This window comes from Kribbella sp. CA-253562, from assembly GCF_050942265.1.
Lineage (GTDB): Bacteria > Actinomycetota > Actinomycetes > Propionibacteriales > Kribbellaceae > Kribbella.
In genome coordinates this window covers 6,043,181-6,069,817 of record NZ_CP192049.1, presented here as the reverse complement: position 1 = coordinate 6,069,817, position 26,637 = coordinate 6,043,181, and the positions used below count along the sequence as shown (strand labels likewise).

Here is a 26,637-nt window from a genome sequence, read left to right as displayed (position 1 = left end):
AGGCCTGCCATCCGGGATCTTCACGCTGATCAGCTACCCCACGTAGGGCGCAACGGGAAGTGCGCGTTGGCGTCGTCGTCCAGTTTCACCGCGAGGATCTGGTGGAGTTGGGTGTTGTTGCGTTCGAAGCCGACTCGGCAGGCCGCGAGGTACAAGCCCCAGATCTTGGCGGTGGGGTAGCCGACCTCGGCGACAGCCTCGTCCCAGTGGGTTTCCAGGTTTTCGGACCAGCCCGTGAGGGTCAGCGCGTAGTGTTCGCGGAGGTTTTCCTCGTGGCGGACTTCGAAGCCGGCGTCCTGGGCTTCGGCGATGATGCGGCCGGAGCCGATGAGTTCGCCGTCGGGGAAGATGTAGCGGTCGATGAAGGCGCCGGTGGAGCGGTAGCGGTTGTCGGGGCGGGTGATGGTGTGGTTCAGCAACCGGCCGCCGGGCTTGAGGTGGTCGAGCAGGAAGCCGAAGTACGACGGGTAGTTGCGGACGCCGATGTGTTCGGTGAGGCCGATCGAGCTGATCGCGTCGAAGTCGGACTCGGGCACGTCGCGGTAGTCGAGGAAGCGGACTTCGGCGAGGTGTTCGAGGCCTTCGCGTTTGATGGCTTCGGTGGCCCACTCCGCCTGTGCGGCCGACAGCGTGACGCCCAGAGCCTGTACGCCGTACTCGCGGGCGGCGTGGCGGACCATGCCGCCCCAGCCGCAGCCGACGTCCAGGAGACGCCGGCCGGACTTCAGGTCCAGCTTCCTCGCCACCAGGTCGTACTTCTCGAACTGGGCTTGTTCCAGTGTCGCGGACTCGGTCGGGAAGACCGCGCAGGTGTAGGTCATCGACGGGCCGAGGATGTACTCGTAGAAGGTGTTCGAGACGTCGTAGTGGTGGTGGATCGCGGCCTTGTCGCGGGTGCGGGAGTGGCGCAGGCCCTCGAAGGTGCGGCGCCACTTCGGCAGGTGTTCCTGCGGCGGCGGCGGTGGGGGCTTCAAATGACTCCAACCGAGGCCCCTGACGATGCGCAGCGCCTCGGACGGGGTCGGGCGCTCGAAGTGCAGCTGGTTGAGCATCATCCGCATCAGGCCGTACGGGTTGCCGGGGTGCACGCCCTCGATCTCCAGGTCGCCCTGGACGTAGGCGCGGACCAGGCCGAGGTCGCCGGGGGCCGTCAAGACATAGGAGAGCCCACGCTCGGTGGCCAGGTGCATGTGGATCGGGCTGTCCTCGGGGCCGGCCGCGCTGCCGTCGTAGGCGGTGAAGCGGAACGGCAGGCCGCCGGGGGTCACCGTGGTCAGGGCGTCGGCGATCGAGATCTGGGTCGCCACTGTGGTCATCGGCGAGTCACCGCCTTCTCGTAGAGCCCGGTGAGGCGGGCGTCGGGGTCGTAGCGTTGCTTGACTTCGGTGAGGGCCGGGACGTTGTAGAGCCGGTCGAAGGTGTCCCGGTCGTAGTAGGCGTCGGAGTACAGCGACTTGTGGCCGCCGAAGTCGGCGACCGCGGCCTCGATCCGGCGGTTCACGTCGCCGTCCGCGGCGCCGGGAGCGATGGCGACGGTGCCCCAGAAGCCCACGTTGACGTAGGTCGTGGAAGGCGCCAGCGGGTAGAGGGGCCAGGTGTCGGAGCCGCGCAGCCGCAGCGGGCACAGCCAGACCGGCCGCATCCCGACCTCGGCGTCGAACCAGCGCAGGAAGCCGGCCAGCTGGTCGACCGGGATCTCGACGTCCTGGACCACCCGCTCGCGGTCGGGCAGCCCGCGCCGCCGATTGATGCGGGCGGCAACTTGGTAGCGGTTCTCCAGGCCGACCAGCCGGTGGTAGACGTCGCTGCGTCGCAGCCGGGAAGGCCAGACGCGGCGGACCCAGCGGTTCTGCGCGCCGAACGCGGCCGAGCACCAGAACCAGTCGGTGTCCCAGCGCCACAGGTAGTCGTGCGCGGTGAGGAAGTCGGTCGGGCGCTGCTGGATCGAGCGGTAGTAGATCTGCTGACCGGTGTAGTCGCTGGTCCGCACCGCGGCGTCGCTGTTGCGGCCCAACGTCAGGTACGCCTCGGTCGGGCTGAACGCGACGCCGTCGACGAAGTGCACCGGCTCGTCGTCGTACGTGCCGTCGGCAACGATGCCCTCGATCGCCGGCGCCAGCTCGTCGAGGCCGAGTCGAACGTGCCGCAAGGCGATGTACGGCGAGATGCGGTCGAGCTCGATCCGCAGCCGGGTGGCGTAGCCGAGCGTGCCGTAGGAGTTCGGGAAGGTGCGGAACAGGTCGGCGTGCTCGCCGGTCGGCCGGGCGGTGACCAGCTCGCCGGCGCCGGTCAGGACGTCGAGCTCGAGCACGGACTCGTGCGGCAGCCCGGCCCGGAACGACGACGACTCGATCCCGAGCCCGGTGACGGCGCCGCCGAGGGTGATCGTCTTCAGCTGCGGGACGACCATCGGGGTCAGCCCGTACGGCAGGGTGGCGGCGACCAGGTCCTCGTACGTGCACATGCCCTGGACGTCGGCCGTCCGGGCGTCGGGGTCGACCGAGATCACACCGGTCAGGCCGGAGACGTCGAGGCCGGGGGTGTCGAGCGCCGTGCGGGGGCGGAACAGGTTCGAGCTGCGCTTCGCCAGCCGGACCGGATCGCCCGGGGGAATGCGCTGGTAGGACGCTCGGAGACGTCCGACCGCCTGATCGTGTTCCACAGTCGAGGTCGAACCCGATGTCGAAGGCACCTGATCAGAGTACGACGGCCGCCGGACGAAGTACCGAAGATTTTTCTGCGACTGAATGTCGAGACGGTGTCAGCGGCTCCGACGTCGCGGGAAAGACGAGGAGGAACCAGATGATCGACCTCAAGCCGGCCGGCCGCGCGCTGAGCGCGGTGGTGGCGCGGATCGGGCCGGAGGATCTCGGCCGTCCGACGCCCTGTGAGAAGTACTCGGTGGGGGAGTTGCTCGCGCACGTGGACGAAGGTGCACGGGCGTTCGCCAGGGACAGCAGCGCCGAGGCGCTCGACCTGGACGCCCCGACCTGGCGAACGACGTTGACGAGCCGGGTGGAGCGGGTCGGGGTGGCCTGGGCCGATCCGGCGGCCTGGGAAGGTTCGTCGGAGCTGGCCGGGCTCGAGCTCAGCAACGACGAGTGGGGCCGGATCGCGCTGACCGAGTTCGTGGTGCACGGGTGGGACCTGGCGCAGGCGACGGGCCAGCGGATCCAGCTGCCGGAGGAGACCGTACGGAGTTGCTACGAACATGTCGAAGCACTCCTGACGGCGCCGCCGGTGCCCGGGATGTGGGGACCGCCGGTCGCCGTGCCCGAGGACGCGAGCCTGCTGGACCGGGTGATCGGTATCACCGGGCGGTCGCCTGGTGTCGGTGGTGGCGAGTAGGTTCAGCCCATGGCTGATTCGGTGAACACATGGCTGCCCTGGAAGGACCCGCAGAGCTTTCTCGGCGGGCTTCCGGAGCGTGTCCAGGCGACGTACTACGCGGGTGGAGAGCTCGACCAGGAGCCTGACCAGGTCGAGTTCTACGTGCCGAGTTACATGGGCAGTTCGCGGGCCGTCGAAGTGATCTCCGAGATGCCGAACCTCAAGGTCGTGCAGACCCAGACCGCCGGGTTCGAGAACGTGCTGCCCTACCTGCCGGACGGCGTCACGCTGTGCAACGCGCGCGGCGTGCACGACGCGTCCACCGCCGAACTCGCGGTCGCGCTGATCCTGGCGTCGTACCGGCGGATCCCGACTGCGGTCGTCAACCAGCAGCAGGGCATCTGGCCGGCCGATCCCGGGATCGACGACTCGCTGGCCGACCGGACCGTGCTGATCCTCGGGTACGGCTCGATCGGCGAGGCGCTGGAGCGGCGGCTGGCCGGGTTCGAGTGCGACATCATCCGGGTCGCGCGCAGAGCCCGGGACGGCGTCGCGCCGATCACCGAGCTGCCCGCGTTGCTGCCGCGCGCCGACGTCGTCGTCCTGCTGACGCCGGCGACCGAAGAGACGAAGGGCCTGGTGGACGCGCAGTTCCTGGGCCGGATGAAGGACGGCGCCCTGCTGGTCAACGTGGCCCGCGGCGTCGTGGTGAACACCGGCGACCTGGTCGCCGAGCTCGGCAAGGGCCGGATCCGCGCCGCGCTCGACGTGACCGATCCCGAGCCACTGCCCGCCGGGCACCCGCTCTGGTCGGCGCCCAACGTGCTGGTCAACCCGCACCGCGGTGGTGCCTCGACGGCGTTCCCGCCGCGGGTGGCGCGGCTCGTCCGGGCCCAGCTGGAGCGCTACGTGACCGGCGAACCCCTGATCAATGTGGTGGCGGGGCCGCCACGCTGAGAACTGGAGGACAACGATGTCCGAAGCAATACTGCTGATCGGTACCAAGAAGGGTCTGTGGATCGGGCGCAGTGACGCCGAGCGCACGGTGTGGACGCTCGACGGGCCGCACTTCGAGATGCAGGGGATCTACTCGGTCGGTGTCGACACCCGCGGCGATCGTCCGCGCCTGTTCGCCGGTGGCACGAGCGAGCACTGGGGGCCGGCGGTCTTCCACTCCGACGACCTCGGCCAGAGCTGGGCCGAGCCGCCGGAAGGCTCGATCGGCTTCCCGAAGGAGGCCGAGGCCTCGCTCGAGCGCGTCTGGCAGATCCAGCCCGCATCGCAGGACCAGCCCGGCGTCGTGTACGCTGGCGCACAGCCCTCGTCGCTGTGGAAGTCGACCGACGGCGGCGTGACCTTCGAGCTGGTCCGCGGCCTGTGGGATCACCCGCACCGCAAGGACTGGGGCGCCGGGTTCGGCGGTCAGGCGATCCACACCGTGCTGCCGCATCCGACCGATCCGGACCGGATCAGTGTCGCGATGTCGACCGGCGGCGTGTACCAGACGCAGGACGGCGGGCAGAGCTGGAAGCCGGCCAACCACGGGATCAAGGCCTACTTCCTGCCCGACCCCGACCCGGAGTTCGGCCAGTGCGTGCACAAGCTGGCCGGGCATCCCGCCGTACCGGAGCGGCTGTTCGCGCAGAACCACCACGGCGTCTACCGCTCCGACGACGGCGGCGCGATCTGGAAGTCGATCGCGGACGGCCTGCCGTCGGACTTCGGCTTCCCGATCGTGGTGCACCCGCACGAGCCGGAGACCGTCTACGTCTTCCCGTTGGTGGCCGACGGCAACCGGATTCCGACCGACGCCAGGTGCCGGGTCTACCGGTCGCGCGATGCCGGCGCGACCTGGGAGCCGCTGACCAAGGGGCTGCCCGACGTCCCGTCGTACGCGCCGGTGCTGCGCGACGCGCTCTGCACGGACGCCGGCACTCCCGCGGGCGTGTACGTCGGGACGCGCGACGGCTGTGTGTACGCGAGCGCCGATGCGGGTGACTCGTGGACCGAGGTCGCCCGGCACCTGCCGGACGTGCTGACTGTCCGCGCCGCGGTCGTCGGCTGATCCGCGGACCGAGAGACGAGGTGATCCCATGCCGGTCCAGGTGAAGCTGCCGACAGTGCTGCGGCCATTCGCGGGTGGCGCCGAGAAGGTCGCGGTCGAGACGCCGGGGGAGACGACGGTCGGTGCGGTGTTCGCGACTTTGGAGCAACAACATCCGGCGCTGCGGCGGCGGCTGACCGACGAGCAGGGCGCGCTGCGCCGGCACGTCAACGTCTACCTCGGCAACGACAACATCCGCGACCTCGACGGCCTGGAGACCCAGCTGCCCGACGGCTGCGAGTTGCTGGTCCTGCCGAGCGTGGCCGGCGGCTGACTGTGCCGACCAAATGGCGGCCGAACAAAACAGTGTCGTTCGAGGAGGAGCCTGACTAGCCTCGCGGGCATGACCGGCGAAGTGATCCTGCTGACCGGCCCGCCCGGCGCGGGCAAGACGACGGTGGCCGAGCTGGTCGCGTCCAACGCGGCCGGCCCCACCGTGCACCTGACGACCGACTTGTACTACCGCGCGATCCGGACCGGCTTCGTCCCGCCGTACCTGCCGGGCGCGCAGCGGCAGAACGAGGTGGTGGTCGAGGCGATCGTCGCGACCACCACGACCTACGCGCGCGGTGGCTACGACGTCGTCGTGGACGGGATCATCGGGCCGTGGTTCCTCGACCCGTTCCGCGCCGCCGCGCGCCGGGACGGGGTGACGATGTCGTACGTCGTACTGCGCCCCGATCTGGACACGACGCTCGCACGCGCCGTGAACAGAGCCGACGGTGAGCTGAAGGACGTCGAGGCGGTCACCGGGATGTACCAGGCACTGGCCGATCTCGGTGAGCTGGAGCGGCACGTGATCGACACGGGCGCGCTGGACCCGGAGCGGACGGCGGCGGAGGTCCGCAAGGCTGTCGCGTCGCAGCAGTACCGGCTGGTCTGAAATCCCAACGTGTCAAGGCCGTTCGCAGCAACCTGCAAAACCGCGGTCGGCCCCGATCAGCGGCTTTACGCTTTCCCGATGGGAATCTTCACGCGGAAGAACCGCCTTCCGCGGACCGACGGTCTCGTGCTCGACCGGACCTGGTCCGACCGCGACCTGGACGCGGCGGTGGCCGCGGTCGAGGTGGGGGACTTCGACACGGCGCTCGCCGGATTCAAGGCGCAGACCGGCGACCGGCGCGCGGTCTGGAACGGCGGACTGGCCGAGGCGGCGATCGGTCGCTCTGAGCAGCTCGAGGCCAGACTGGAGGAGCTCGGCGGCCGTGACCCCGAGCTGCTGCTCTGGCTGGCCCAGACGTTGGTGCTCGAAGGCTGGCGGATCCGCAGCGGTCAGCAGGCCAAGTACGTGTCCGAGCAGCAGTTCGCGACGTTCCACGACATCCTGCGTACGGCGTACGAGGTGGTGGGGCTGGCGATCGAGACGGCGCCGGACGACGCGACGCCGTGGACGGTGTACCAGTGGGTGGCGATCGGGCTCGGTGCCGATCTGGAGACGCACGAGGCGCTGTTCCAGGAGGCGATCGCGCGGCACCCGGCCAGCTACGCGGCGCACGGCAACAAGGTGCACGCGATCGCGCCGAAGTGGTACGGGACCAGTCTCGACGAGATGCTCGCCTTCGCGGCCGAGACCGCCGATCGTGCGGCACCGGGCAGCGTGCTCGGCGCCGTACTGGCCAAGGCGGTGGCCGAGGCGCGGCTGCACGTCTTCTCCTTCACCGACGCGAACGCCGTCAAGAAGGTCGCGGCGGCCACCAAGCTGACCAGCAAGTGGGCGGACCCGCTGCTCGCCTCGCGGCAGAAGTGGCTGCAGCCCGGCCGGTCCCCGGAGGCGCCGGACCTGGACGCCCACAACTACTACGCCTACCTGCTGAAGAACGTGCACAGCGACGAGGGCCAGGCGTCGGCGGACGCGATGTTCAACCGGGTCAGTACGCTGCCCTGGGCCTACAGCGGCGACCCGCTCGAGGCGTTCGCCGAGAAGTACCGGCGCTGAGATCTATACAGTCAGGAGTATGAACAGCACTCCTGACATCAAGCCGCGCAGCCGGACGGTGACCGACGGGCTGGAGGCGACCGCGTCGCGCGGGATGCTTCGCGCCGTCGGGATGGGTGACGACGACTGGGCCAAGCCGCAGATCGGCGTCGCGTCCAGCTGGAACGAGATCACCCCGTGCAACCTGTCACTGGACCGCCTGGCGAAGGCGGTCAAGGAAGGCGTGCACGCGGCCAGCGGGTACCCGCTGGAGTTCGGCACGATCAGCGTCTCCGACGGCATCTCGATGGGCCACGTCGGCATGCACTACTCGCTGGTCAGCCGAGAGATCATCGCGGACTCGGTCGAGACCGTGATGGAGGCCGAGCGGCTGGACGGCTCGGTCCTGCTGGCCGGCTGTGACAAGTCGCTGCCCGGCATGCTGATGGCCGCCGCGCGCCTCGACCTGGCCAGCGTCTTCCTGTACGCCGGGTCGATCATGCCCGGCCGGCTCGGCGACAAGGACGTGACGATCATCGACGCGTTCGAGGCGGTCGGCGCCTGCGCGCGCGGCCTGATCACCCGCGACGAGGTCGCCGCCGTCGAGCGCGCGATCTGCCCGGGCGAGGGCGCCTGCGGCGGCATGTACACCGCGAACACGATGGCGTCGGCCGCCGAGGCGCTCGGGATGTCGCTGCCCGGTTCGGCGGCGCCGCCCGCGGTCGACCGGCGACGGGACGGCTACGCCCGCAAGTCCGGCGAGGCGGTCGTCGGCCTGCTGCAGCAGGGGATCACCGCCCGGCAGATCCTGACCAAGGAGGCGTTCGAGAACGCGATCGCCGTGGTGATGGCGCTCGGCGGCTCGACCAACGCCGTCCTGCACCTGCTCGCGATCGCGCGCGAGGCCGAGGTCGACCTGACGCTGGCCGACTTCAACCGGATCGGCGACAAGGTCCCGCACCTGGGCGATCTGAAGCCGTTCGGCCGGTACGTGATGACCGACGTCGACCGGGTCGGCGGCATCCCGGTGGTGATGCGGGCGCTGCTGGACGCCGGCCTGCTGCACGGCGACTGTCTGACCGTCACCGGCAAGACGATGGCCGAGAACCTGGCCGACATCGCGCCGCCGGACGTGGACGGCGTGATCATCCGGGCGCTCGACCGGCCGATCCACGGCACCGGCGGGATCACCATCCTGCACGGCTCGCTGGCGCCCGAGGGCGCGGTGGTGAAGAGCGCTGGCTTCGACTCCGACGTGTTCGAGGGCACCGCGCGGGTCTTCGACGGCGAGCGCGGGGCGATGGACGCGCTCGAGGACGGCTCGCTGCAGGCCGGTGACGTGGTCGTCATCCGGTACGAGGGCCCGAAGGGCGGTCCCGGCATGCGCGAGATGCTCGCGGTCACCGGCGCGATCAAGGGCGCCGGTCTGGGCAAGGACGTGCTGCTGCTCACCGACGGCCGCTTCTCCGGCGGTACGACGGGACTCTGCGTCGGCCACGTCGCGCCCGAGGCCGTCGACGGCGGGCCGATCGCGTTCGTGCGCGACGGCGACCGGATCACGCTGGACGTGAAGAACCGCACCCTGGAGCTGCACGTCGAGCCCGAGGAGCTGGAACGCCGCGGCCAGGGCTGGGCGCCGAAGGAGCCGGCCATCACCCGAGGCGTGCTCGGCAAGTACACCCGGCTGGTGCGTTCGGCCTCCGAAGGCGCCGTCTGCATCTAAGACGGTGGTCTCAGTACATGAGATAGACCGTCCTGAAACTTGACCGGCCGTCGCCGGTCGGGGACTGTTACCTGCATGCGATCGATTCTCCTCGTACTTGTGCGGCGCGCCGACTGACGCGACCACCGAGTCGAGCGCGCCCCTTCAGCCAACCCGGCAGGAGGGGCGTTTTTGTTGCCAGGGCGACTATCTGAGACCCAGACGTCACCGGGCGACGACCACGAGCGAGGATGGATCGGTCGCGAAGCCAACATCGTGACTGGACAAGGGAAGGCACTCATGAGTGAGCAGCTGACCGGGGCACAGGCTCTGATCCGCGCACTGGAACACGCCGGAGTGGACACCGTCTTCGGCATTCCGGGCGGCGCGATCCTCCCGGCGTACGACCCGATGCTCGACTCGACCCAGATCCGCCACATCCTGGTACGTCACGAGCAGGGCGCCGGCCACGCGGCCCAGGGCTACGCCTCGACCACCGGCAAGGTCGGGGTCTGCATGGCGACCTCCGGCCCGGGCGCGACCAACCTGGTCACCCCGATCGCCGACGCCTACATGGACTCGGTCCCGATGGTCGCGATCACCGGCCAGGTGGCCAGCGCCTCGATCGGCACCGACGCCTTCCAGGAAGCCGACATCCGCGGCATCACGATGCCGATCACCAAGCACAACTTCCTGGTCAACGACCCGAACGACATCGCCTCCACCATCGCCGAGGCGTTCCACATCGCCTCCACCGGCCGGCCCGGTCCGGTGCTGGTCGACGTGACCAAGGACGCGATGCAGGCCACGGTCGACTTCCAGTGGCCGACCGAGCTCTCGCTGCCCGGCTACCGCCCGGTGACCCGCCCCCACCCCAAGCAGGTGCGCGAGGCGGCCCGGCTGATCGCGTCCGCCGAGAAGCCGGTCCTGTACGTCGGCGGCGGCGTGATCCGGGCCAAGGCGTCGGCCGAGCTCAAGGAGCTCGCCGAGCTGCTCGGCATCCCGGTGGTCACCACGCTGATGGCCCGCGGCGCGCTGCCCGACACCCACGAGCTGCACTTCGGCATGCCGGGCATGCACGGCTCGGTCTCGGCCGTCGGTGCGCTGCAGCGATCCGACCTGCTGATCGCCCTGGGCGCGCGGTTCGACGACCGGGTGACCGGCAAGCTGTCCTCGTTCGCCCCGGACGCGAAGGTGATCCACGCCGACATCGACCCGGCCGAGATCGGCAAGAACCGGCACGCCGACGTGCCGATCGTGGGGGACTGCAAGGAGGTCATCGGCGACCTGATCGGCGCGCTGAAGACCGAGATCGCCAACAGCGGAACGACCCCGGACTACACCGCCTGGCGCGGCCTGCTGGACTCGGTCAAGGCCAAGTACCCGGTCGGGTACGACGAGCCCGAGGACGGCAGCCTGTCCCCGCAGTACGTGATCCAGCGGATCGGCCAGATCGCCGGGCCGGACGCGATCTACACCAGCGGCGTCGGCCAGCACCAGATGTGGGCCGCGCACTACCTGCCGTTCGAGAAGCCGCTGAATTGGCTGAACTCCGGCGGCCTGGGCACGATGGGCTACTCGGTGCCGGCCGCGATGGGCGCCAAGGTGGCCCGGCCGGACGCGACGGTCTGGGCGATCGACGGCGACGGCTGCTTCCAGATGACCAACCAGGAGCTGGTCACCTGCGCTCTGGAGGGCATCCCGATCAAGGTTGCCGTCATCAACAACCAGTCGCTGGGCATGGTCCGGCAGTGGCAGACGCTGTTCTACGACAAGCGCTACTCCAACACCGACCTGCACTCGGCCCGGATCCCGGACTTCGCCAAGCTGGCCGAGGCGATGGGCGGCGTCGGGCTGCGCTGCTCCGACCGCGAGTCGGTCGACGCCACGATCGAGAAGGCGATGGCGGTCACCGACGCGCCGGTGGTGGTCGACTTCGTCGTGCACCGCGACGCGATGGTCTGGCCGATGGTTGCCGCCGGCACCAGTAACGACGACATCCAGATCGCCCGCGACATGGCGCCGAACTGGGACTCGGAGGAGCTGTAAACATGGCTGAGCGAAGCGAAGACATCATTCAACACCGTGAAGCTGGTGCTTGCTCAGCGGCGCCCGGAGCGAAGCGAGGACGTCGATGAGCAAGCACACACTGAGCATCCTGGTGGAGAACAAGCACGGCGTGCTGGCCCGGGTCGCCGCGCTGATCTCGCGCCGCGGCTTCAACATCGACTCGCTCGCGGTCGGCCCGACCGAGCATCCGGAGATCTCCCGGATGACGATCGCGGTCAGCGTCGACGAGCAGCCGCTGGAGCAGATCACCAAGCAGCTGAACAAGCTGGTGAACGTGATCAAGATCGTCGAGCTGGAGCCGACCCAGACCGTGCAGCGTGAGCTGGTGCTGGTCAAGGTGAAGGCCGACACCCTGACCCGCGGGCAGGTGCTGGAGACCGTCCAGCTGTTCCGTGCGAAGGTGGTGGACGTGGCTCCGGACGCGATCACCATCGAGGCGACCGGCAACCCGGACAAGCTCGAGGCGATGATGCGGGTGCTGGAGCCGTTCGGCGTCCGCGAGCTGGTCCAGTCCGGCATGGTCGCGATCGGCCGCGGTGGCCGGTCCATCTCGGACCGCTCGCTGCGCCCGGTGCCGGTCCCGCCGCCGCACGTGGCCTCCGGCTCCCCGGCGCTGCAGGCCCGCCCGGCCGGCCAGTCCGCGCCCACCCCCGGCGGTCCGGCCGCCACCCCGTCCCACCCGGTGCCGGCGCCGCCGCCGGGTACCCGTCCCGCCGCGCCGGCCCGGCACGGCTGATCGGACCACCCCCGAAACTCGGCCGGCACCCGCCGACCCCCTCACCCAGAAATTAGGAGACGAGCTCCCAGTGGCAGCAGAAATGTTCTACGACGACAACGCCGACCTGAGCGTCATCCAGGGCCGGCACGTGGCCGTTCTCGGCTACGGCTCCCAGGGCCACGCCCACGCGCTGTCGCTGCGCGACTCCGGCGTCGACGTCCGGGTCGGCCTGCCGGAAGGCTCCAAGAGCCGGGCCAAGGCCGAGGCCCAGGGTCTGCGGGTGCTCACCCCCGCCGAGGCCTGCGAGGAGGCCGACGTGATCGTCGTGCTGGCGCCGGACCCGGCCCAGCGCAAGCTCTACACCGAGGCGATCGAGCCGAACCTGGTCGACGGCGACGCGCTCGTGTTCGGGCACGGCTTCAACATCCGGTTCGGCTACATCAAGCCCCCGGCCGGTGTCGACGTCTTCATGGTCGCGCCGAAGGGCCCGGGACACCTGGTCCGCCGCGAGTACACCGAGGGCCGGGGCGTCCCGGTCCTGGTCGCGGTCGAGCAGGACGCGACCGGCAAGGCCTGGGACCTCGCGCTGGCCTACGCCAAGGGCATCGGCGGTCTGCGCGCCGGCGGCATCAAGACCACCTTCACCGAGGAGACCGAGACCGACCTGTTCGGTGAGCAGGCCGTGCTCTGCGGCGGTGTCTCCGCGCTGGTCCAGGCCGGCTTCGAGACGCTGACCGAGGCCGGCTACCAGCCGGAGGTCGCGTACTTCGAGTGCCTGCACGAGCTCAAGCTGATCGTCGACCTGATGTACGAGGGCGGCATCGCCAAGCAGCGCTGGTCGGTCTCCGACACCGCCGAGTACGGCGACTACGTGTCCGGCCCGCGGATCATCGACGCGTCGGTGAAGGCCCGGATGAAGGACGTGCTGAACGACATCACCGACGGCACCTTCGCGGCCCGCTTCATCGCCGACCAGGACGCCGGCGCGCCGGAGTTCGCCGAGTTCCGCAAGGCCAGCGAGTCGCACCCGATCGAGGCCGTCGGCAAGGACCTGCGCGCGCTGATGGCGTGGGTCAAGTCGCACGACGAGGACTACGTCGAGGGCACCGCCGCTCGCTGAGTCCCGCCCGTACGCCGTACCGGCGCCCAGGCCCCACGCTGTGATCGCGGGGAGCCTGGGCGCCGCCGCGTTGTCTGACAGAATCGGACTGGACCGGACAGGGGAGGGCTGGGATGGCTGAGCACGGGCGCAGGGAGCTGCCGCGCCCGCCTCGCCGCATCCCGAGCTGGGCTGTCGAGCACGACGACGCCCGCGCGCCGAGTGGTCCGCGCACTACGATCGAGCCGCGCCACCGGCCGCCGGGCGAGTCGTCCGGCGCGGGCCGGTACGACGGTCCGGGGGAGTTGCCGCCGAAGTTCCGGCTGCGGTTCGTCTGGCCGTTGGTGGTCTTCGTGCTGGTGCTCGGCGCGGCGGCGGGATGGCTGGTGCGCGCGGAGCGGCTCAGCCTGGACGCCGACAAGGTCCTGGACGAGACCGGACCGGCCGTCGTCCAGGTGCTGGCGACGACGTGCGAAGGCACCGGCCAGGCGACCGGCGTACTGCTGCCGGGTGGAGTCGTGCTGACCGCCGCGTCGGCGATCCGCAAGCCGATCTCGGCCGCGCTGGTCACCCAGGACGGCAAGGTCCGCCGGGTCGAGGTCCGCGGCGTGAACGCCAACGGCATCGCCGTCCTGGAGATGGCGGGCCCGGCCGATCAGCCGACAGCCGCGCTCGCGCCGGAGCCGCCCCAACCCGCGGCCGAACGGGGTCTGGTCGGTTACGGGCTGGACGGCAAGCAGTTCTCCGTCCCGATCGGGACGACGCAGCAGCCGCGCGAGCTGCAGGAGCTCGTCGACGCCGGCATGCTCGGCGCGCCGCTGGTCGACAACCGCGGCCGGGTGATCGGCCTGCTCACCGGCGACACCATGGCCGCGAGCCGGATCATCGGCCTGGACGACCTGCGCGACTTCGCGGGCGACTCGCCGCCCCTGACGCCGGAGCCGGACGGCAAGTGCCGTGCCCGCGGGCCGCAGAGCCCGGTCGAGCCCGAGCTCGCGGTCGCCAACACTCCGCTCGCCGGCGAAGTCCGGCAGGCTCTCGCGGAGTACCTGCAGACGCTGAACTCGCACGACTTCGCCGCGATGCAGGCCACCTATTCCAGCCGGTTGCGCGCGCGCAGCGACCCGGCCGAGGACGCGAAGAAGCACGGTACGTCGTACGCGTTCCGCCCGGTGATCGAGACGGTCGCCGCGGCCGGGCCCGACAACGACGCGGACGCGCTGCTGAGCTTCACGGTGCTGTTCTCGCCGGACAGCGCCGGCGCGAACGGCAACACCTGTGGGCGGCTGAAGATCCGCTACCACCTGGTCCGCGAGCAGCAGCGGCTGCGGATCGACAGCGCCTTCACGCAGGACAACAAGCCGGGGTGTGATACCGACTGAACGTCACACCGAGCGACTGGTAGCATCGGGTCCAGCGGGCACAGCGCGGTGCTCTGTTCCATCGAGCCCCCTACCGCTTCTGCAGGAGTTGTCTGTCATGCCTGACACAGCAGCCGCCAGCCGACCCGTCGTTCTGATCGCCGAAGAGCTGTCTCCCGCCACCGTCGAGGCCCTCGGGCCGGACTTCGAGATCCGGCACGCCAACGGCGCCGACCGCGCCGAGCTGATCCCCGCGATCGCCGACGTCGACGCCATCCTGATCCGCAGCGCCACCAAGGTCGACGCCGAGGCGCTGGCCGCGGCGAAGAAGCTCAAGGTCGTCGCCCGGGCCGGCGTCGGCCTGGACAACGTCGACGTCAAGGCCGCCACCCAGGCCGGCGTGATGGTCGTGAACGCCCCGACCTCGAACATCGTCAGCGCCGCCGAGCTCGCGGTCGCGCTGCTGCTGGCCGCGGCCCGCCGGATCCCGGCCGCCGACCAGTCGCTGAAGAACGGCGAGTGGAAGCGCAGCAAGTACTCCGGGGTCGAGCTGTTCGAGAAGACCGTCGGCATCGTCGGCCTGGGCAAGATCGGTGTCCTGGTCGCCCAGCGGCTGGCCGCCTTCGGCATGAACGTGATCGCCTACGACCCGTACGTACAGGCCGGCCGGGCCGCGCAGATGGGTGTCCGGCTCGCCTCGCTCGACGAGCTGCTGGCGGCGTCCGACTTCATCTCCGTGCACCTGCCGAAGACGCCGGAGACGATCGGCCTGATCGGCGACGAGCAGCTGCACAAGGTCAAGCCCGAGGTGATCATCGTCAACGCGGCCCGCGGCGGCATCGTCGACGAGCAGGCGCTGTACAGCGCGCTCAAGGAGGGCCGGGTCGCGGCCGCCGGGCTGGACGTGTTCGCCAAGGAGCCGTGCACCGACTCCCCGCTGTTCGAGTTCGAGAACGTCGTGGCCACCCCGCACCTGGGCGCGTCCACCGACGAGGCGCAGGAGAAGGCCGGCATCGCGGTCGCCAAGTCCGTCCGCCTCGCGCTGTCCGGCGAGCTGGTCCCGGACGCGGTCAACGTCCAGGGCGGCGTGATCGCCGAGGATGTCCGGCCGGGCATCCAGTTGACCGAGAAGCTGGGCCGGATCTTCACCGCGCTGGCCGGCGGCGTCGCGCAGCAGCTCGACGTCGAGGTCCGCGGCGAGATCACGCAGTACGACGTGAAGGTGCTCGAGCTGGCCGCGCTGAAGGGTGTCTTCGCCGACGTCGTCGAGGACAACGTCTCGTACGTGAACGCTCCGCTGCTCGCGGCCGAGCGGGGCCTCGAGGTCCGGCTCGTCACCGACCACGACAGCCCGGAGCACCGCAACCTGATCACCCTGCGCGGCACGCTGGCCGACGGCGGTCAGGTGTCGGTGTCCGGCACGCTGGTCGGCGTCAAGCAGTCCGAGCGGCTGGTCGAGATCGACGGGTTCGACCTGGAGATCGAGCTGTCCGCGCACCTGGCGTTCCTCAGCTACGAGGACCGCCCGGGCATCGTCGGCGCCGTCGGCCGGATCCTCGGCGAGTCCGACATCAACATCGCCGGCATGCAGGTCAGCCGGGACCGCAAGGGCGGCAAGGCGCTGGTCGCGCTGAGCGTCGACTCCTCGATCCCGCCGGCCAAGCTGGACGACATCGCGACCGCCGTACAGGCCGACACCGCGCGAACCGTCGACCTGGAGGCCTGAGCCTGGACGTGACCTTCCCGGCGGCGTACTGACCCCGGGAATGTCACACTGGTAGAGCAGGACCGGCCTGCCGCCCGCAGGCGCATGGCGGCCGGCCAGGGCCCGAGCCCCTCCCACCCGGGAGCGTGGCTCGGGCCCACCTGTTTCCCCGCGCCCCACCGCACCCGCCCCGTCCGTGCCGGCATTTGAACGGTTAACCCATCAAATGGTGGGTTCGATGGCGGCATGCAGCGGTGGAACCCACCATCCCGCGGGTTAACCGTCCAAATGCGGCGGGATCAGCGGCGGGTGGCCAGCAGTACGGCGGCGTCGGGGGCGACCATCACCTCGACGGTGGTGAAGCGCTTGTCCTGCAGCCACTCCTGACGCAGGGTGTCCACCCGGCCCTCGTACATCGGCGGCCAGACCGCGGACGGCGTGAAGTCGTCCAGCACCACGAAACCGCCGGGCTCGACCGCTTCGGCGACCACGTCGCGAGCCGACAGCTTCGCCTCGCGCGCGTCGACGAACAGCAACGAGAACGGGCCGCGCTCGATCAGCGCCGTCCAGTCGGCCTCGACGACCTCGATCCGCTCGTCGGCGGCGAACAGTTCGGCCACCGCCTTGGCCAGCTCGGGATCACTTTCGGCGGTGACGATCCGGGTTCCCTCGGCCGCGCCGCTGCGCAGCCAGGCCGATCCGACTCCGCAGCCGGTGCCGAGTTCGCCGAGCATGCCGGTGCGCGACGCCGCCAGCGTCGCGAGCAGCCGGCCGGTCTCGTTGCGGGTCGAGCTGACGAATCCGCGCCGGCCGGACAGGCTGAGGGCCGCCGAGACCAGCGGGGGCAGTTCTGGAGGAGCGCTCACTCCGTGAGAGTTGCACAGCTTCGGTCCAGCGACATCACCGCCATCTCATATTTCGGGACAGGATGCCCGCATAGTGGTGAAATAGTCGGACGCCAGAGTAAATTCGGCCTCACCCTGCCGCCCGCGAGACCCTTTTTCGCAAGGAGCAGCATGTACGACATGTATCCAGCCAACTGGCCCGCGATCGACGGCCGGGAACCGAAGGCGGCCCGGCGCCGTCGCCCGGTCCGCCCGGCGAGTGAGACCGCGTCCGAGGCCCGGGCTGTCCAAGAGGCCATGAACCGCCGCGACAACGGGGGAGAACCCAAGAAGTGACCGAGAAGAAGAAGTTCACGCTGGCCGTCGTCCCCGGTGACGGGATCGGGCCCGAGGTGACCACCGAGGCACTCAAGGTGCTCGACGCGGTCAGCGCGGTGCACGGCGTGACCTTCGAGCGGACCGAGTACGACCTGGGCGCCAAGCGCTGGCACGCGACCGGCGACACGCTGCCGGACGCCGAGCTCGAGGCGATTCGCGGTCACGACGCGATCCTGCTCGGCGCGGTCGGCGACCCGACGGTGCCGTCCGGCGTACTCGAGCGTGGTCTGCTGCTCAAGCTGCGGTTCGCCCTCGACCACTACGTGAACCTGCGGCCGTCGAAGATCTACCCCTCGGTCGGTTCCCCGCTGGCCAATCCCGGCGAGGTCGACTTCGTTGTCGTCCGCGAGGGCACCGAGGGCCCGTACGTCGGCAACGGCGGCGCCCTGCGCGTCGGTACGCCGGCCGAGATCGCCACCGAGGTGTCGGTCAACACGGCGTACGGCGTGGAGCGGGTCGTCCGGGACGCGTTCGCGCGGGCCCAGGCCCGGCCGCGCAAGAAGCTCACGCTGGTGCACAAGAACAACGTGCTCGTGCACGCCGGCCACCTGTGGAAGCGGACCGTCGACGCGGTCGCGACCGAGTTCCCCGAGATCACCGTCGACTACCTGCACGTGGACGCGGCGACGATCTTCCTGGTCACCGACCCGGCCCGGTTCGACGTGATCGTCACCGACAACCTGTTCGGCGACATCATCACCGACCTGGCGGCCGCGGTCACCGGCGGCATCGGGCTGGCCGCGAGCGGCAACATCAATCCGGACCGGACCGCGCCGAGCATGTTCGAGCCGGTGCACGGGTCGGCGCCGGACATCGCCGGCCAGCAGAAGGCCGACCCGACCGCGGCGATCCTGTCGGCGGCGCTGCTGTGCGACCACCTCGGCCTGACCGACGCGGCGGCCGCGATCGAGGCCGCGGTGACCGCGGACATCGAGGAGCGCACCGCCGGCGGCAGCCGCAGTACGGCGGAGATCGGTGACGCGATCGCCAAGCGCGCGGCGGGGTGATGAGATGGCTTCGCTCGCCTGCCGGACAGCGACTCCCGGCGTCCGGCTGAGCGCTCTTCGGGGTGCTCGCCTGACCACTCAAGCAAGAGGTACGGTGCGCTCATGAGCGCCGATCTGCAGTTCACCGTTGAGCCCAACACCCAACCGGCCAGCGACGACCAGCGCGCCACGATCCTGGCGAACCCGGGATTCGGGCAGCACTTCACCGACCACATGGCGATCGCCACCTGGAACCGGGAAAACGGCTGGCACGACGCGAGGATCACCGCCTTCGGGCCGCTGGAGCTGTCTCCGGCGACCTCGGTGTTCCACTACGCCCAGACCATTTTCGAGGGGATGAAGGCCTACCGGCATCCCGACGACTCGATCCACACCTTCCGCCCGGACGCCAACGCGGCCCGGTTCAACCGGTCCGCCCGGCGCCTCGCGCTGCCGGAGCTGCCCGAGGCGGCCTTCCTGGACTCGCTGACCAAGCTGGTCGAGATCGACAAGGCCTGGGTGCCCGGCGGTGGGGAGACCTCGCTGTACCTGCGGCCGTTCATGTTCGGCTCCGACCCGTTCCTCGGCGTCCGGCCGTCGGCCCAGGTGACGTACTGCGTGATCGCGTCCCCGGCCGGCTCCTACTTCGCCAACGGCGTCAAGCCGGTCCGGATCTGGCTCAGCGAGGAGTACACCCGCGCGGCCCCCGGCGGGACCGGCGCGGCCAAGACCGGCGGCAACTACGCCTCGTCGCTGCTGGCCCAGGCCGAGGCGATCGAGCAGGGCTGCGACCAGGTCGCCTTCCTCGACGCGGTCGAGAAGAAGTGGATCGAAGAGCTCGGCGGGATGAACCTGTACTTCGTGCTCGACGACAACTCGGTGATCACCCCGGAGCTGTCCGGCACGATCCTCGAGGGTGTCACCCGGGACTCGATCCTGAAGCTGGTCACCGACCTCGGCCACACCGTCACCGAGCGCAAGATCTCGATCGACGAGTGGCGCGAAGGTGCGGCGTCCGGCCGGATCCGGGAGGTCTTCGCCTGCGGTACGGCGGCGGTGATCACCCCGGTCGCGTCTTTGAAGTGGAACGGCGGCGAGGTGCAGGTCGCCGACGGCAACGGTGGCCCGATCACCGCGGCCGTCCGCAGCGCCCTGCTCGACCTGCAGTACGGCCGGGCCAAGGACACCCACGGCTGGATGACCCGCATCTGCTGAGTTGCTTTCACAGATTTTCTTCAGGTCCGTTCGGTAGGGTCGCGCCCATGAGCGACTTTCCGGACGACGTCGAGCGGTACTACGCGGAGCTCGCCCGGGTGCGGGAATGGGACGAAGGCACCCGGGCGGCTTTTCGTGCTTCGGTCGAGCTGATCCGCGACCTGGATCGTGGGACCGCGGCGCGGACCTTCGGGGCGCGGGCCGACGAGGACGGGACGGACCGGTTGTTCGAAGCCGTCTGGCACGAGCGCGAGTGGGTCGTGGTGCGCGAGTTGCACGTCACCGAGGACGGGACGATCACCCGGTACTGGTGGCAGCGGATGGAGGACGAGCTCGGCCGGCTGACCGACCAGGCGCTGGACCGTGAGCAGTGGGGGCTGCGGCCGCTGGAGCGCGACGACTTCTACGCCGCCTGGGACACCCCGGAATGGTCGCTCACCGCCTAGGGTCCGCTCGCCCGACCTGAGAACTGGACTGCGGCGCACGCCGTAGTACTGATCGGCGTACTGGATGTTCGCTTTTCGAGACGTTCGGCGCTGCCCACGGTTCGCTGTGGCAGACTGAAAAATGTCATGAAGAACTTCCGGGTCATTATTGGCTAGGCGCGCTCAGCAAGCAGTACCTGAGCGCGCAGACCTCTCGCACCTTGCGAGAGGTTTTTTGTTTGCCTGATGCCCCCATCCACCGGAAGGCGACTCCCGTGAGCAGATCCGACGAGTTCCACGTCTACGACACCACTCTGCGCGACGGTGCGCAGCAGGAGGGTCTGGCGCTGTCCGTGGCCGACAAGATCGCCATCGCGCAGCACCTGGACGACCTGGGCGTCGGATTCATCGAGGGTGGCTGGCCGGGCGCCGTACCGAAGGACACCGAGTTCTTCGCCCGGGCGCGGACCGAGCTGCACCTGCGGCACGCGACGTTCGCGGCGTTCGGCGCGACCTGCAAGCCGGAGGTGGCCGCCGCCGACGACCCACAGGTCGCGGCACTGCGGGAGTCCGGCGCGGACGTGGTCACGTTGGTGGCCAAGAGCCACGACGCGCACGTCGAGCGGGCGCTGCGTACGACGCTCGACGAGAACCTGCGCATGGTCGCCGACACCGTCCGGCACCTGCGCGAGCACGGCCAGCGGGTCTTTCTCGACACCGAGCACTTCTTCGACGGCTACCGGGCCAACAAGGCGTACGCACTCGAGGTGGTTCGGGTCGCGGCCGAGGCCGGCGCCGACGTGGTCGCGCTCTGCGACACCAACGGCGGCACGCTGCCGCGCGAGCTGCAGGACGTCGTCCGCGACGTCCTGGAATCGACCGGCGCGCGGCTCGGCATCCACGCGCACAACGACGGCGGCTGCGCGGTCGCGAACTCGATCGCCGCGGTCGAGGCGGGCGCGACCCACGTCCAGGGCACGATCAACGGGTACGGCGAACGCACCGGCAACGCCGACCTGCTCGCCGTCGTCGCGAACCTCGAGCTGAAGCGCGGCATGGAGCTGCTGCCGCCGGGCCGGCTGGCCGAGTCGTTCCGGATCGCGCACGCGATCGCCGAGGTGACCAACGTGCCCCCGTCCGCCCGCCAGCCGTACGTCGGGCTGTCGGCGTTCGCGCACAAGGCGGGGCTGCACGCCAGCGCGATCAAGGTGGACCCGGATCTCTACCAGCACACGGATCCGGCGCTGGTCGGCAACGACATGCGCATGCTGGTCTCGGAGATGGCCGGCCGGGCCAGCGTCGAGCTGAAGGGTCGCGAGCTCGGCTTCGACCTCGGCAACGACAAGGAGCTGGTCGGGCGGGTGACCGAGCGGGTCAAGGAGATGGAGGCCCGCGGCTACACGTTCGAGTCGGCCGACGCGTCGTTCGAGCTGCTGCTGACCGAGGAGGTCACCGGCGAGCGGGCGAGCTTCTTCGACGTCGAGTCGTGGCGGGTGATCACCGAGTCGCGGGCCGAGGGCGAGGCGGTCTCGGAGGCGACGGTGAAGCTGGTCGCCGGTGGTGAGCGGGAGGTCGTGACGGGTGAGGGCAACGGCCCGGTCAACGCCCTGGACCACGCGCTGCGGGCCGCGATCGAGCGGGCCTACCCGGTGGTGAACAAGTTCGACCTGGTCGACTACAAGGTGCGGATCCTCGACCAGGGGCACGGCACCGACGCCGTGATCAGAGTGCTGATCCAGACCGCCGACGGCGAAGGCTCGTGGGTGACGGTCGGCGTCGGGCACAACATCGTCGAAGCCTCCTGGGAGGCGCTGGTCGACGGCGTCACCTTCGGCCTGCTGCGCCACAAGGAGGTCGCGCGATGACCGCCGTCGCCGAGTACGCCGCGCCCGCGCTGGTCGACCGGGTGCAGACCGTGTTCACCGCCGAGGTGGTCGAGACCCGCGGTCTGCTGGCCCGGATCGCCGTCCTGCTCAACCCGTACGACGTCCGGGAGCTCAGCCTCTGCCTGGACCGCGGCGAGCTCCGGATCGTCGTCGAGGGCAACGGCTTCGACGCCGGCCGGGTCGCCGCGCGGCTGGACAAGATCGTCGGCGTGCTGGACGTCACCTACAGCTGAGCAGTCAGCTGCAGGCGAAGAGGTAGCTGCAGCTGAGCGCGTCAGCTGCAGGCGAGTAGCTCAGTTGCTGCTGAGCAGGTCCAGTGCCAGCGCGGCGGTCCAGCTGAACGTCTGGGCGCCGCGCGGCGATCCGTCGTACGGGTCGACGTACTCGGCGAAGTCGGTGCTGCCGGCAAGCTCCAGCAGGTCGGCGCGAAGCTTGTCCGCCTGCTCCTGCTCACCCCGGCAGACCAGGCCGCGGTGGATCAGCCACGCGGTGTTGAACCAGCTCGGCCCACGCCAGTACCGCTTGCGCTCGAACTCCGGTCCGGTCAGGTCGTAGCTCGGCACCAGGTGAACCCGTCCCAGCCCGAACCGCTCACCGCGCGCCGTCGCCAGCAGCTCGGTTGCCTGCGGCAACTCCGGAACGATCAGCGGGATCAGCCCCGAGATCGTGCCCGCGTCGACCAAGCCCTCCCCGCGTAGATCGCGAGCGTGAAAGAGGCCTCCGCGGAAGAGCGCGCCGAGAGCGCCGGTGAGCTCCTCGGCCGCCTTCAGGTGGTGCGCCGGGTCGAGGCCGAGCGCCTCCGCGATGTCGGCGAGCGCGTGCTCGGACGTGATCAGCAGCGCGTTGAACGCCGGATCTTCGAGCGCGAACTCGAAGGGAGTCCGGGAGTCGTCGTACCCGTGGTCGCGGTACGTCGCGGCCAGTTGCACGTAGCGCCCGTAGTCCAGGTCGGTGGGGCGATCGGTGGTGCTGGCGTGGTCGGTGTCCCGCCGGGTGAACGAGTCGAGCGGCGCGGGAGTGACCCGCGCGAGCGCCTCGTCCCAGGCCGGACTGTTGTCCATGCCCGACTCCCACGGGTGCACGATCGCCACCAGCCCGCGGCCGCCGAGGTCCCGGCGGGCGCGCAGATAGGTGTGCCAGGCAACGAGTTTCGGGTAGATGCGAGGCAGGAAGCCACGGCGTACCGACTCGGCCTCGTCGGCCTGGTGGGTGAGCCAGGCGGCCAGCGCGTGCACCGGCGGCTGGATGATCCCGGAGGTCTCGACGCCGCCGGTCGTGCTCGCCTGCCAGAAATCCGGGCCCGGGAAATAGGCATCCCGGGCCACGGCGGGGGAGAAACTGATGTGCGGGATCCGTCCGTCGGCCCACTGCGAACCGAGCAGCGACTCCAGCTCGACCTGTGCCCGGCGTGGGGACAGGTGCCGCAGGCCGACGGCGATGAAGGCCGAGTCCCAGCTCCACTGATGCGGGTACAGCGAGCGCGACGGGACCGTCGAGTGGCCGATCCAGTTGCCGAGCAGTACGCGCTCGGCCGCCTGCCGGAGATTTGTCTGGGGGGCCGTCGTCACACGTACCGCCTGACGACGGCCGGGATCGAGCGGACCGCCTCGATGGGGTCGCCGGTGAGCCGGCACTCGACGGCCAGGTAACGGTCGTAGCCGATCGCGTCGAGGGCACCGAGGAACGCGGCCCAGTCGAGGTGACCGGCGCCGGGCTGGAAGCGGTTGGAGTCGCTGAGCTGCACGTGCCCGATGTAGGCCGCCTGGGCAACGATCGAGGCGGACGGGTCGGTCTCCTCGATGTTCATGTGGTAGCTGTCGATCCCGATCCGCACCGAGTCCAGGCCGACCGCCTTGATCAGGTCGGCAGCCTGGTCGAGCCGGTTGACCATGTGGTCCTCGTACCGGTTCAGCGGCTCGAGGAACAGCTCGACGCCCTCGGCGGCCGCGTGCTCGCCGAGCTGACGCAGCCCGTCGAGCAGCACCTCGCGGTCACCGGCCTCGTCGCGCGGCGGCTCGAACGGGGGCAGCCGGCGCGAGAACATCCCGTACGACGCCGGCGTCTGCGCGCCGAGTCCGCCGAGCTCGCCGATCACCGACAGCTCGTCCTTCATCTGGACGATCGCGTCGGCGCGCTGGTCGGGGTCGAACGCGCCGAAGAAGTGCAGCATGTCGACACAGACCGTCGGCATCACGACGCCGTCGGCCTTGGCCTGACGCAGCTCGGGCAGCCGGTCGCGGAAGCTCCGGTCGCCCTTGCCGCGCAGCTCGATCCCGTCGTACCCGGCGGCGGTGGCGAACTCCCACTTCTCCTGCAACGTCGCCCCCGGCAACAGTTGCTCCTGGCATGCGATCTTCATCAGAACTCCAGTACTACTTGCAGGGCGTCACCGGGACGCGTGTCGAGCAGGGTGTAGGCGTCGGCGGCGTCTTCGACCGGGACGCGGTGCGTGATCAGTGGTTCGGGGTCGACCGCGCCGCGGCCGACCAGGTCGAGGAAGCCGGTCTGCAGGCGATCCACGGACCAGCGGTTGGCGAGCTCCGGAGGCACTCCGCCGATCTGCGAGCTGATCAGCTCGACCCGGTTGTGATGGAACTCCTCGCCGAGCCGCAGCCCGTTGCCGTCACCCTGGTAAAAGCCGGAGGCAACCACTCGTCCACCGACACCGACGGAGCGGATGGCTTCGTGCAGAGCCGGGTAGACACCGGACAGCTCGATCGCAGTGTCGGCGGCGCCGTGGCGACCGTAGGCCCGAATCTGCTCTGCCGCCGAACCGGGGGCGAAGGACTCCAAAGCGCCGTACTTGAGCGACTCCGCGCGGCGGGACTCCACACCGTCGACGGTGAGGACCTGGGCGCCGGACAGGGTGGCCAAGCGCGTGGCGAGCAGGCCGATGACGCCCTGGCCGTAGATCGCGACGAGGTCGCCGAGGGTGATGCGGGCCGAGAGGATCGCGTTGTAGGCGATCGCGCCGACGCGGGTGAAGGACGCTGCCGCCAGCGAGACGCCGGGTGGGAGTTGGTGGCCGGCGAGCTTCTCGACCGGGAGGACGGCCTCGCTGCGGTGGCCCCAGATGCCCCAGACCTGGTCGCCGACCGACAGTGCGGTGACGTCGGAGGCGACCTCGACGACCTCACCGGACTCCGAGTACCCCCAGCCGACGACCGGGAAGGCGACTCCGGCCTCGCTGTCGCGGAAGATCCGCGCGTCGGCGTCCCACGAGCGGGTCAGGTACGGGTTCGTGCCCCGGTACGCCGTGAGCTCGGTACCGGCCGAGATGCCGGAGAACGCCGTCCGGACCCGGACGTGCCCAGGCGGCAGCGGCGGCGGATCGAAGTCCACCACCTCGGCCAGGCGGGGAGCGGAGAACTGCACGACGCGAGCCACGGGAACCTCCAGCGACGAAAACAAGGGCCAAGACGAGACAAGCACCAGACTTAGGTCTTGTCAAAAGACAATAGTCCTGATGTTATGCGTATGTCAGCTCCCCTGAGGAGGATGTATGTCACGCTTCACCAGGGCGCTCTCGACGGCGAGTGCGCTCCTGCTCGCGGCCGGAGTGCTCACGTCCTGCGGCAACGATTCCACCGCCGGTGACGACCGCAGCATCACCGTCTGGTCGCTGGAGAACGTCTCCGGGCGGCTGGAGACCACCCGCGCGATCTTCCAGCGCTTCACCGCCGAGACCGGCATCCAGGTGAAGCTGGTCGGGGTCGACGAGCCACAACTGAGTCAGCTGGTGATGTCCGCCGCGGCGGCCGGCAAGCTGCCCGACGTGATCGGCGCGGTGCCCCTGGCCGCGATCCAGCAGCTGTCCAGCAACGGCCTGCTCAACCCGGACGCCGCCGGCCAGGTCGTCGACGCGCTCGGTCCGAAGACCTTCGACCAGCGAGCGCTCGACCTGACCCGCGACGGTGACCGGCAGCTCGCCGTACCGTCGGACAGCTGGACCCAACTGCTCTACTACCGCAAGGACCTGTTCGCCGCAGCCGGCCTGGCCGAGCCCACGACGTACGCGGCGATCGAGAAGGCCGCGCAGACCCTCAACAAGGGCGGCACCGAGGGCATCTCGGTGGCCACCGACCCGGCCGACCCGTTCACCCAGCAGAGCTTCGAGTACTTCGCGCTGGCGAACAACTGTCAGCTCGTCGACGGTGGCGGCAAGATCACCCTCGACAGTCCGGCGTGCCAGGAGGCGTTCCGCTTCTACGGCGACCTGGCGACCAAGTACTCCGCCGCCGGGACCCAGACCGTCGACTCCACCCGCGCCACGTACTTCGCCGGCAAGTCGGCGATGGTGGTCTGGTCGTCGTTCCTGCTCGACGAGCTGGCCGGTCTGCGCGAGGACGCGCTGCCGAGCTGCGAGCCGTGCGCCAAGGACAAGGGCTGGCTGGCCCGCAACACCGGTGTGGTGACCGCGGTCCAGGGTCCGGACGGCGCGGAGCCCGCGCAGTTCGGCGAGGTGACCGGCTGGACAGTGACCAAGACGGCGAAGGCCGACGCGTCCAAGCAGTTGGTCCAGTACATGCTCGACCGGGGCTACGAGGACTGGTTCGGGATGGCGGCCGAGGGCAAGTTCCCGGTCCGGCACGGTACGGCGGCCGACCCGGACAAGTTCGACCAGGCCTGGGACAAGGCCGACATCGGCGTCGACACCCGCAAACCGCTGGCCGCGATCTATCCGGCTCCGGTGATCGACGAACTGCGGGACGGCGTCGGCAAGATGCAGCGCTGGGGCATCACCGAAGGACAGGGCGCGCTGGTGGGCGCCACGCTCGGTGAACTCCCGGTGCCGAAGGCAATCAGTGCGCTGGCCAGTGGGCAGGTGGACGCCGACGAGGCCGCGAAACAGGCGACCGACGACGTCGCCGCGATCCAGGACTCGCTCGGGTGAGGCA

The 26,637-nt window shown here is 70.0% G+C and carries 25 protein-coding genes; 19 read left to right on the top strand and 6 right to left on the bottom strand.

Annotation, left to right across the window (positions count from 1 at the left end; genetic code table 11):
• Window positions 1-29: 29 nt before the first annotated feature.
• Together ACQPXM_RS28610 and ACQPXM_RS28605 are read right to left on the bottom strand one after the other, a co-directional pair.
• Window positions 30-1,316, bottom strand: coding sequence for a class I SAM-dependent methyltransferase (locus tag ACQPXM_RS28610; protein ID WP_432939047.1), 1,287 nt, complete (start codon window positions 1,314-1,316; stop codon window positions 30-32).
• The gene (locus tag ACQPXM_RS28605; RefSeq protein ID WP_432939045.1) at window positions 1,313-2,692 is read right to left on the bottom strand and encodes an FAD-binding oxidoreductase; all 1,380 of its coding nucleotides are present in this window, start codon (window positions 2,690-2,692) and stop codon (window positions 1,313-1,315) included. The genes ACQPXM_RS28610 and ACQPXM_RS28605 overlap by 4 nt, the downstream gene beginning before the upstream one ends.
• 110 nt (window positions 2,693-2,802) lie before the next feature.
• Between ACQPXM_RS28605 and ACQPXM_RS28600 the strand changes: the two genes are divergently transcribed.
• From ACQPXM_RS28600 to serA, 12 genes are all read left to right on the top strand, one after another.
• Window positions 2,803-3,348, top strand: coding sequence for a TIGR03086 family metal-binding protein (locus ACQPXM_RS28600; protein ID WP_432939042.1), 546 nt, complete (start codon window positions 2,803-2,805; stop codon window positions 3,346-3,348).
• A 9-nt stretch (window positions 3,349-3,357) separates the two neighbouring features.
• The gene (locus tag ACQPXM_RS28595) at window positions 3,358-4,287 is read left to right on the top strand and encodes a 2-hydroxyacid dehydrogenase (protein ID WP_432939040.1); all 930 of its coding nucleotides are present in this window, start codon (window positions 3,358-3,360) and stop codon (window positions 4,285-4,287) included.
• A gap of 16 nt (window positions 4,288-4,303) precedes the next feature.
• Window positions 4,304-5,395, top strand: a complete 1,092-nt coding sequence (locus tag ACQPXM_RS28590) for a WD40/YVTN/BNR-like repeat-containing protein (protein WP_432939038.1) — start codon at window positions 4,304-4,306, stop codon at window positions 5,393-5,395.
• 28 nt (window positions 5,396-5,423) lie between these two features.
• Entirely contained in the window at window positions 5,424-5,708 is a 285-nt protein-coding gene (locus tag ACQPXM_RS28585) for a ubiquitin-like small modifier protein 1 (RefSeq protein WP_432939035.1), read from the top strand.
• Window positions 5,709-5,777: 69 nt separating this feature from the next.
• On the top strand, window positions 5,778-6,317 hold the full coding sequence (locus ACQPXM_RS28580) for an AAA family ATPase (RefSeq protein WP_432939033.1): 540 nt from the start codon (window positions 5,778-5,780) through the stop codon (window positions 6,315-6,317).
• Window positions 6,318-6,395: 78 nt separating this feature from the next.
• Window positions 6,396-7,370 (top strand): hypothetical protein, encoded by a 975-nt coding sequence (locus ACQPXM_RS28575; RefSeq protein ID WP_432939031.1) that lies wholly within the window; start codon window positions 6,396-6,398, stop codon window positions 7,368-7,370.
• Between the two features lie 19 nt (window positions 7,371-7,389).
• On the top strand, window positions 7,390-9,072 hold the full coding sequence (gene ilvD, locus ACQPXM_RS28570; RefSeq protein WP_432939029.1) for a dihydroxy-acid dehydratase: 1,683 nt from the start codon (window positions 7,390-7,392) through the stop codon (window positions 9,070-9,072).
• 279 nt (window positions 9,073-9,351) lie between these two features.
• Window positions 9,352-11,100 (top strand): acetolactate synthase large subunit, encoded by a 1,749-nt coding sequence (locus ACQPXM_RS28565; protein WP_432939027.1) that lies wholly within the window; start codon window positions 9,352-9,354, stop codon window positions 11,098-11,100.
• A gap of 85 nt (window positions 11,101-11,185) precedes the next feature.
• Complete coding sequence (gene ilvN / locus ACQPXM_RS28560) at window positions 11,186-11,857, top strand: acetolactate synthase small subunit (protein WP_432939024.1); 672 nt, start codon at window positions 11,186-11,188, stop codon at window positions 11,855-11,857.
• An 82-nt stretch (window positions 11,858-11,939) separates the two neighbouring features.
• The gene (ilvC, locus tag ACQPXM_RS28555) at window positions 11,940-12,959 is read left to right on the top strand and encodes a ketol-acid reductoisomerase (RefSeq protein WP_432951105.1); all 1,020 of its coding nucleotides are present in this window, start codon (window positions 11,940-11,942) and stop codon (window positions 12,957-12,959) included.
• A 113-nt stretch (window positions 12,960-13,072) separates the two neighbouring features.
• Entirely contained in the window at window positions 13,073-14,320 is a 1,248-nt protein-coding gene (locus tag ACQPXM_RS28550; protein WP_432939021.1) for a S1 family peptidase, read from the top strand.
• Between the two features lie 97 nt (window positions 14,321-14,417).
• Entirely contained in the window at window positions 14,418-16,025 is a 1,608-nt protein-coding gene (gene serA / locus ACQPXM_RS28545) for a phosphoglycerate dehydrogenase (protein ID WP_432939019.1), read from the top strand.
• 278 nt (window positions 16,026-16,303) lie between these two features.
• Here serA and ACQPXM_RS28540 read toward each other — a convergent pair whose 3' ends face one another.
• Window positions 16,304-16,870 (bottom strand): O-methyltransferase, encoded by a 567-nt coding sequence (locus tag ACQPXM_RS28540; protein ID WP_432939017.1) that lies wholly within the window; start codon window positions 16,868-16,870, stop codon window positions 16,304-16,306.
• 150 nt (window positions 16,871-17,020) lie between these two features.
• Between ACQPXM_RS28540 and ACQPXM_RS28535 the strand changes: the two genes are divergently transcribed.
• The 6 genes from ACQPXM_RS28535 (at window position 17,021) to ACQPXM_RS28510 (ending at window position 21,972) form a co-directional block, all read left to right on the top strand.
• Window positions 17,021-17,185 carry a hypothetical protein gene (locus ACQPXM_RS28535; RefSeq protein WP_432939015.1) on the top strand — a complete coding sequence of 55 codons (165 nt, stop codon included), beginning with the start codon at window positions 17,021-17,023 and terminating at the stop codon, window positions 17,183-17,185.
• Window positions 17,182-18,234 (top strand): 3-isopropylmalate dehydrogenase, encoded by a 1,053-nt coding sequence (locus tag ACQPXM_RS28530; RefSeq protein WP_432939013.1) that lies wholly within the window; start codon window positions 17,182-17,184, stop codon window positions 18,232-18,234. The genes ACQPXM_RS28535 and ACQPXM_RS28530 overlap by 4 nt, the downstream gene beginning before the upstream one ends.
• Before the next feature lie 102 nt (window positions 18,235-18,336).
• A complete protein-coding gene (locus ACQPXM_RS28525) occupies window positions 18,337-19,428 on the top strand; it encodes a branched-chain amino acid aminotransferase (protein ID WP_432939011.1) in 1,092 nt (363 codons plus the stop codon).
• A gap of 47 nt (window positions 19,429-19,475) precedes the next feature.
• A complete protein-coding gene (locus ACQPXM_RS28520) occupies window positions 19,476-19,874 on the top strand; it encodes a hypothetical protein (protein ID WP_432939008.1) in 399 nt (132 codons plus the stop codon).
• 254 nt (window positions 19,875-20,128) lie between these two features.
• The gene (gene cimA, locus ACQPXM_RS28515; protein WP_432939006.1) at window positions 20,129-21,718 is read left to right on the top strand and encodes a citramalate synthase; all 1,590 of its coding nucleotides are present in this window, start codon (window positions 20,129-20,131) and stop codon (window positions 21,716-21,718) included.
• The gene (locus ACQPXM_RS28510; RefSeq protein WP_432939004.1) at window positions 21,715-21,972 is read left to right on the top strand and encodes a hypothetical protein; all 258 of its coding nucleotides are present in this window, start codon (window positions 21,715-21,717) and stop codon (window positions 21,970-21,972) included. The genes cimA and ACQPXM_RS28510 overlap by 4 nt, the downstream gene beginning before the upstream one ends.
• 60 nt (window positions 21,973-22,032) lie before the next feature.
• Here the strand turns inward: ACQPXM_RS28510 and ACQPXM_RS28505 are convergent, their stop codons facing one another.
• The 3 genes from ACQPXM_RS28505 to ACQPXM_RS28495 are packed head-to-tail and all read right to left on the bottom strand — an operon-like array spanning window position 22,033 to window position 25,126.
• Window positions 22,033-23,307 (bottom strand): MGH1-like glycoside hydrolase domain-containing protein, encoded by a 1,275-nt coding sequence (locus tag ACQPXM_RS28505; RefSeq protein ID WP_432939001.1) that lies wholly within the window; start codon window positions 23,305-23,307, stop codon window positions 22,033-22,035.
• Window positions 23,304-24,098, bottom strand: a complete 795-nt coding sequence (locus ACQPXM_RS28500; protein WP_432938999.1) for a sugar phosphate isomerase/epimerase family protein — start codon at window positions 24,096-24,098, stop codon at window positions 23,304-23,306. Before ACQPXM_RS28500 ends, ACQPXM_RS28505 begins: the two co-directional genes overlap by 4 nt.
• Window positions 24,098-25,126: a zinc-binding dehydrogenase gene (locus tag ACQPXM_RS28495; RefSeq protein ID WP_432938996.1), complete on the bottom strand. Its 1,029-nt coding sequence runs from the start codon at window positions 25,124-25,126 to the stop codon at window positions 24,098-24,100. Before ACQPXM_RS28495 ends, ACQPXM_RS28500 begins: the two co-directional genes overlap by 1 nt.
• A gap of 115 nt (window positions 25,127-25,241) precedes the next feature.
• Here ACQPXM_RS28495 and ACQPXM_RS28490 point away from each other — a divergent pair, with 115 nt between their 5' ends.
• Complete coding sequence (locus ACQPXM_RS28490) at window positions 25,242-26,633, top strand: ABC transporter substrate-binding protein (RefSeq protein WP_432938994.1); 1,392 nt, start codon at window positions 25,242-25,244, stop codon at window positions 26,631-26,633.
• The last annotated feature ends 4 nt before the right edge of the window (window positions 26,634-26,637 follow it).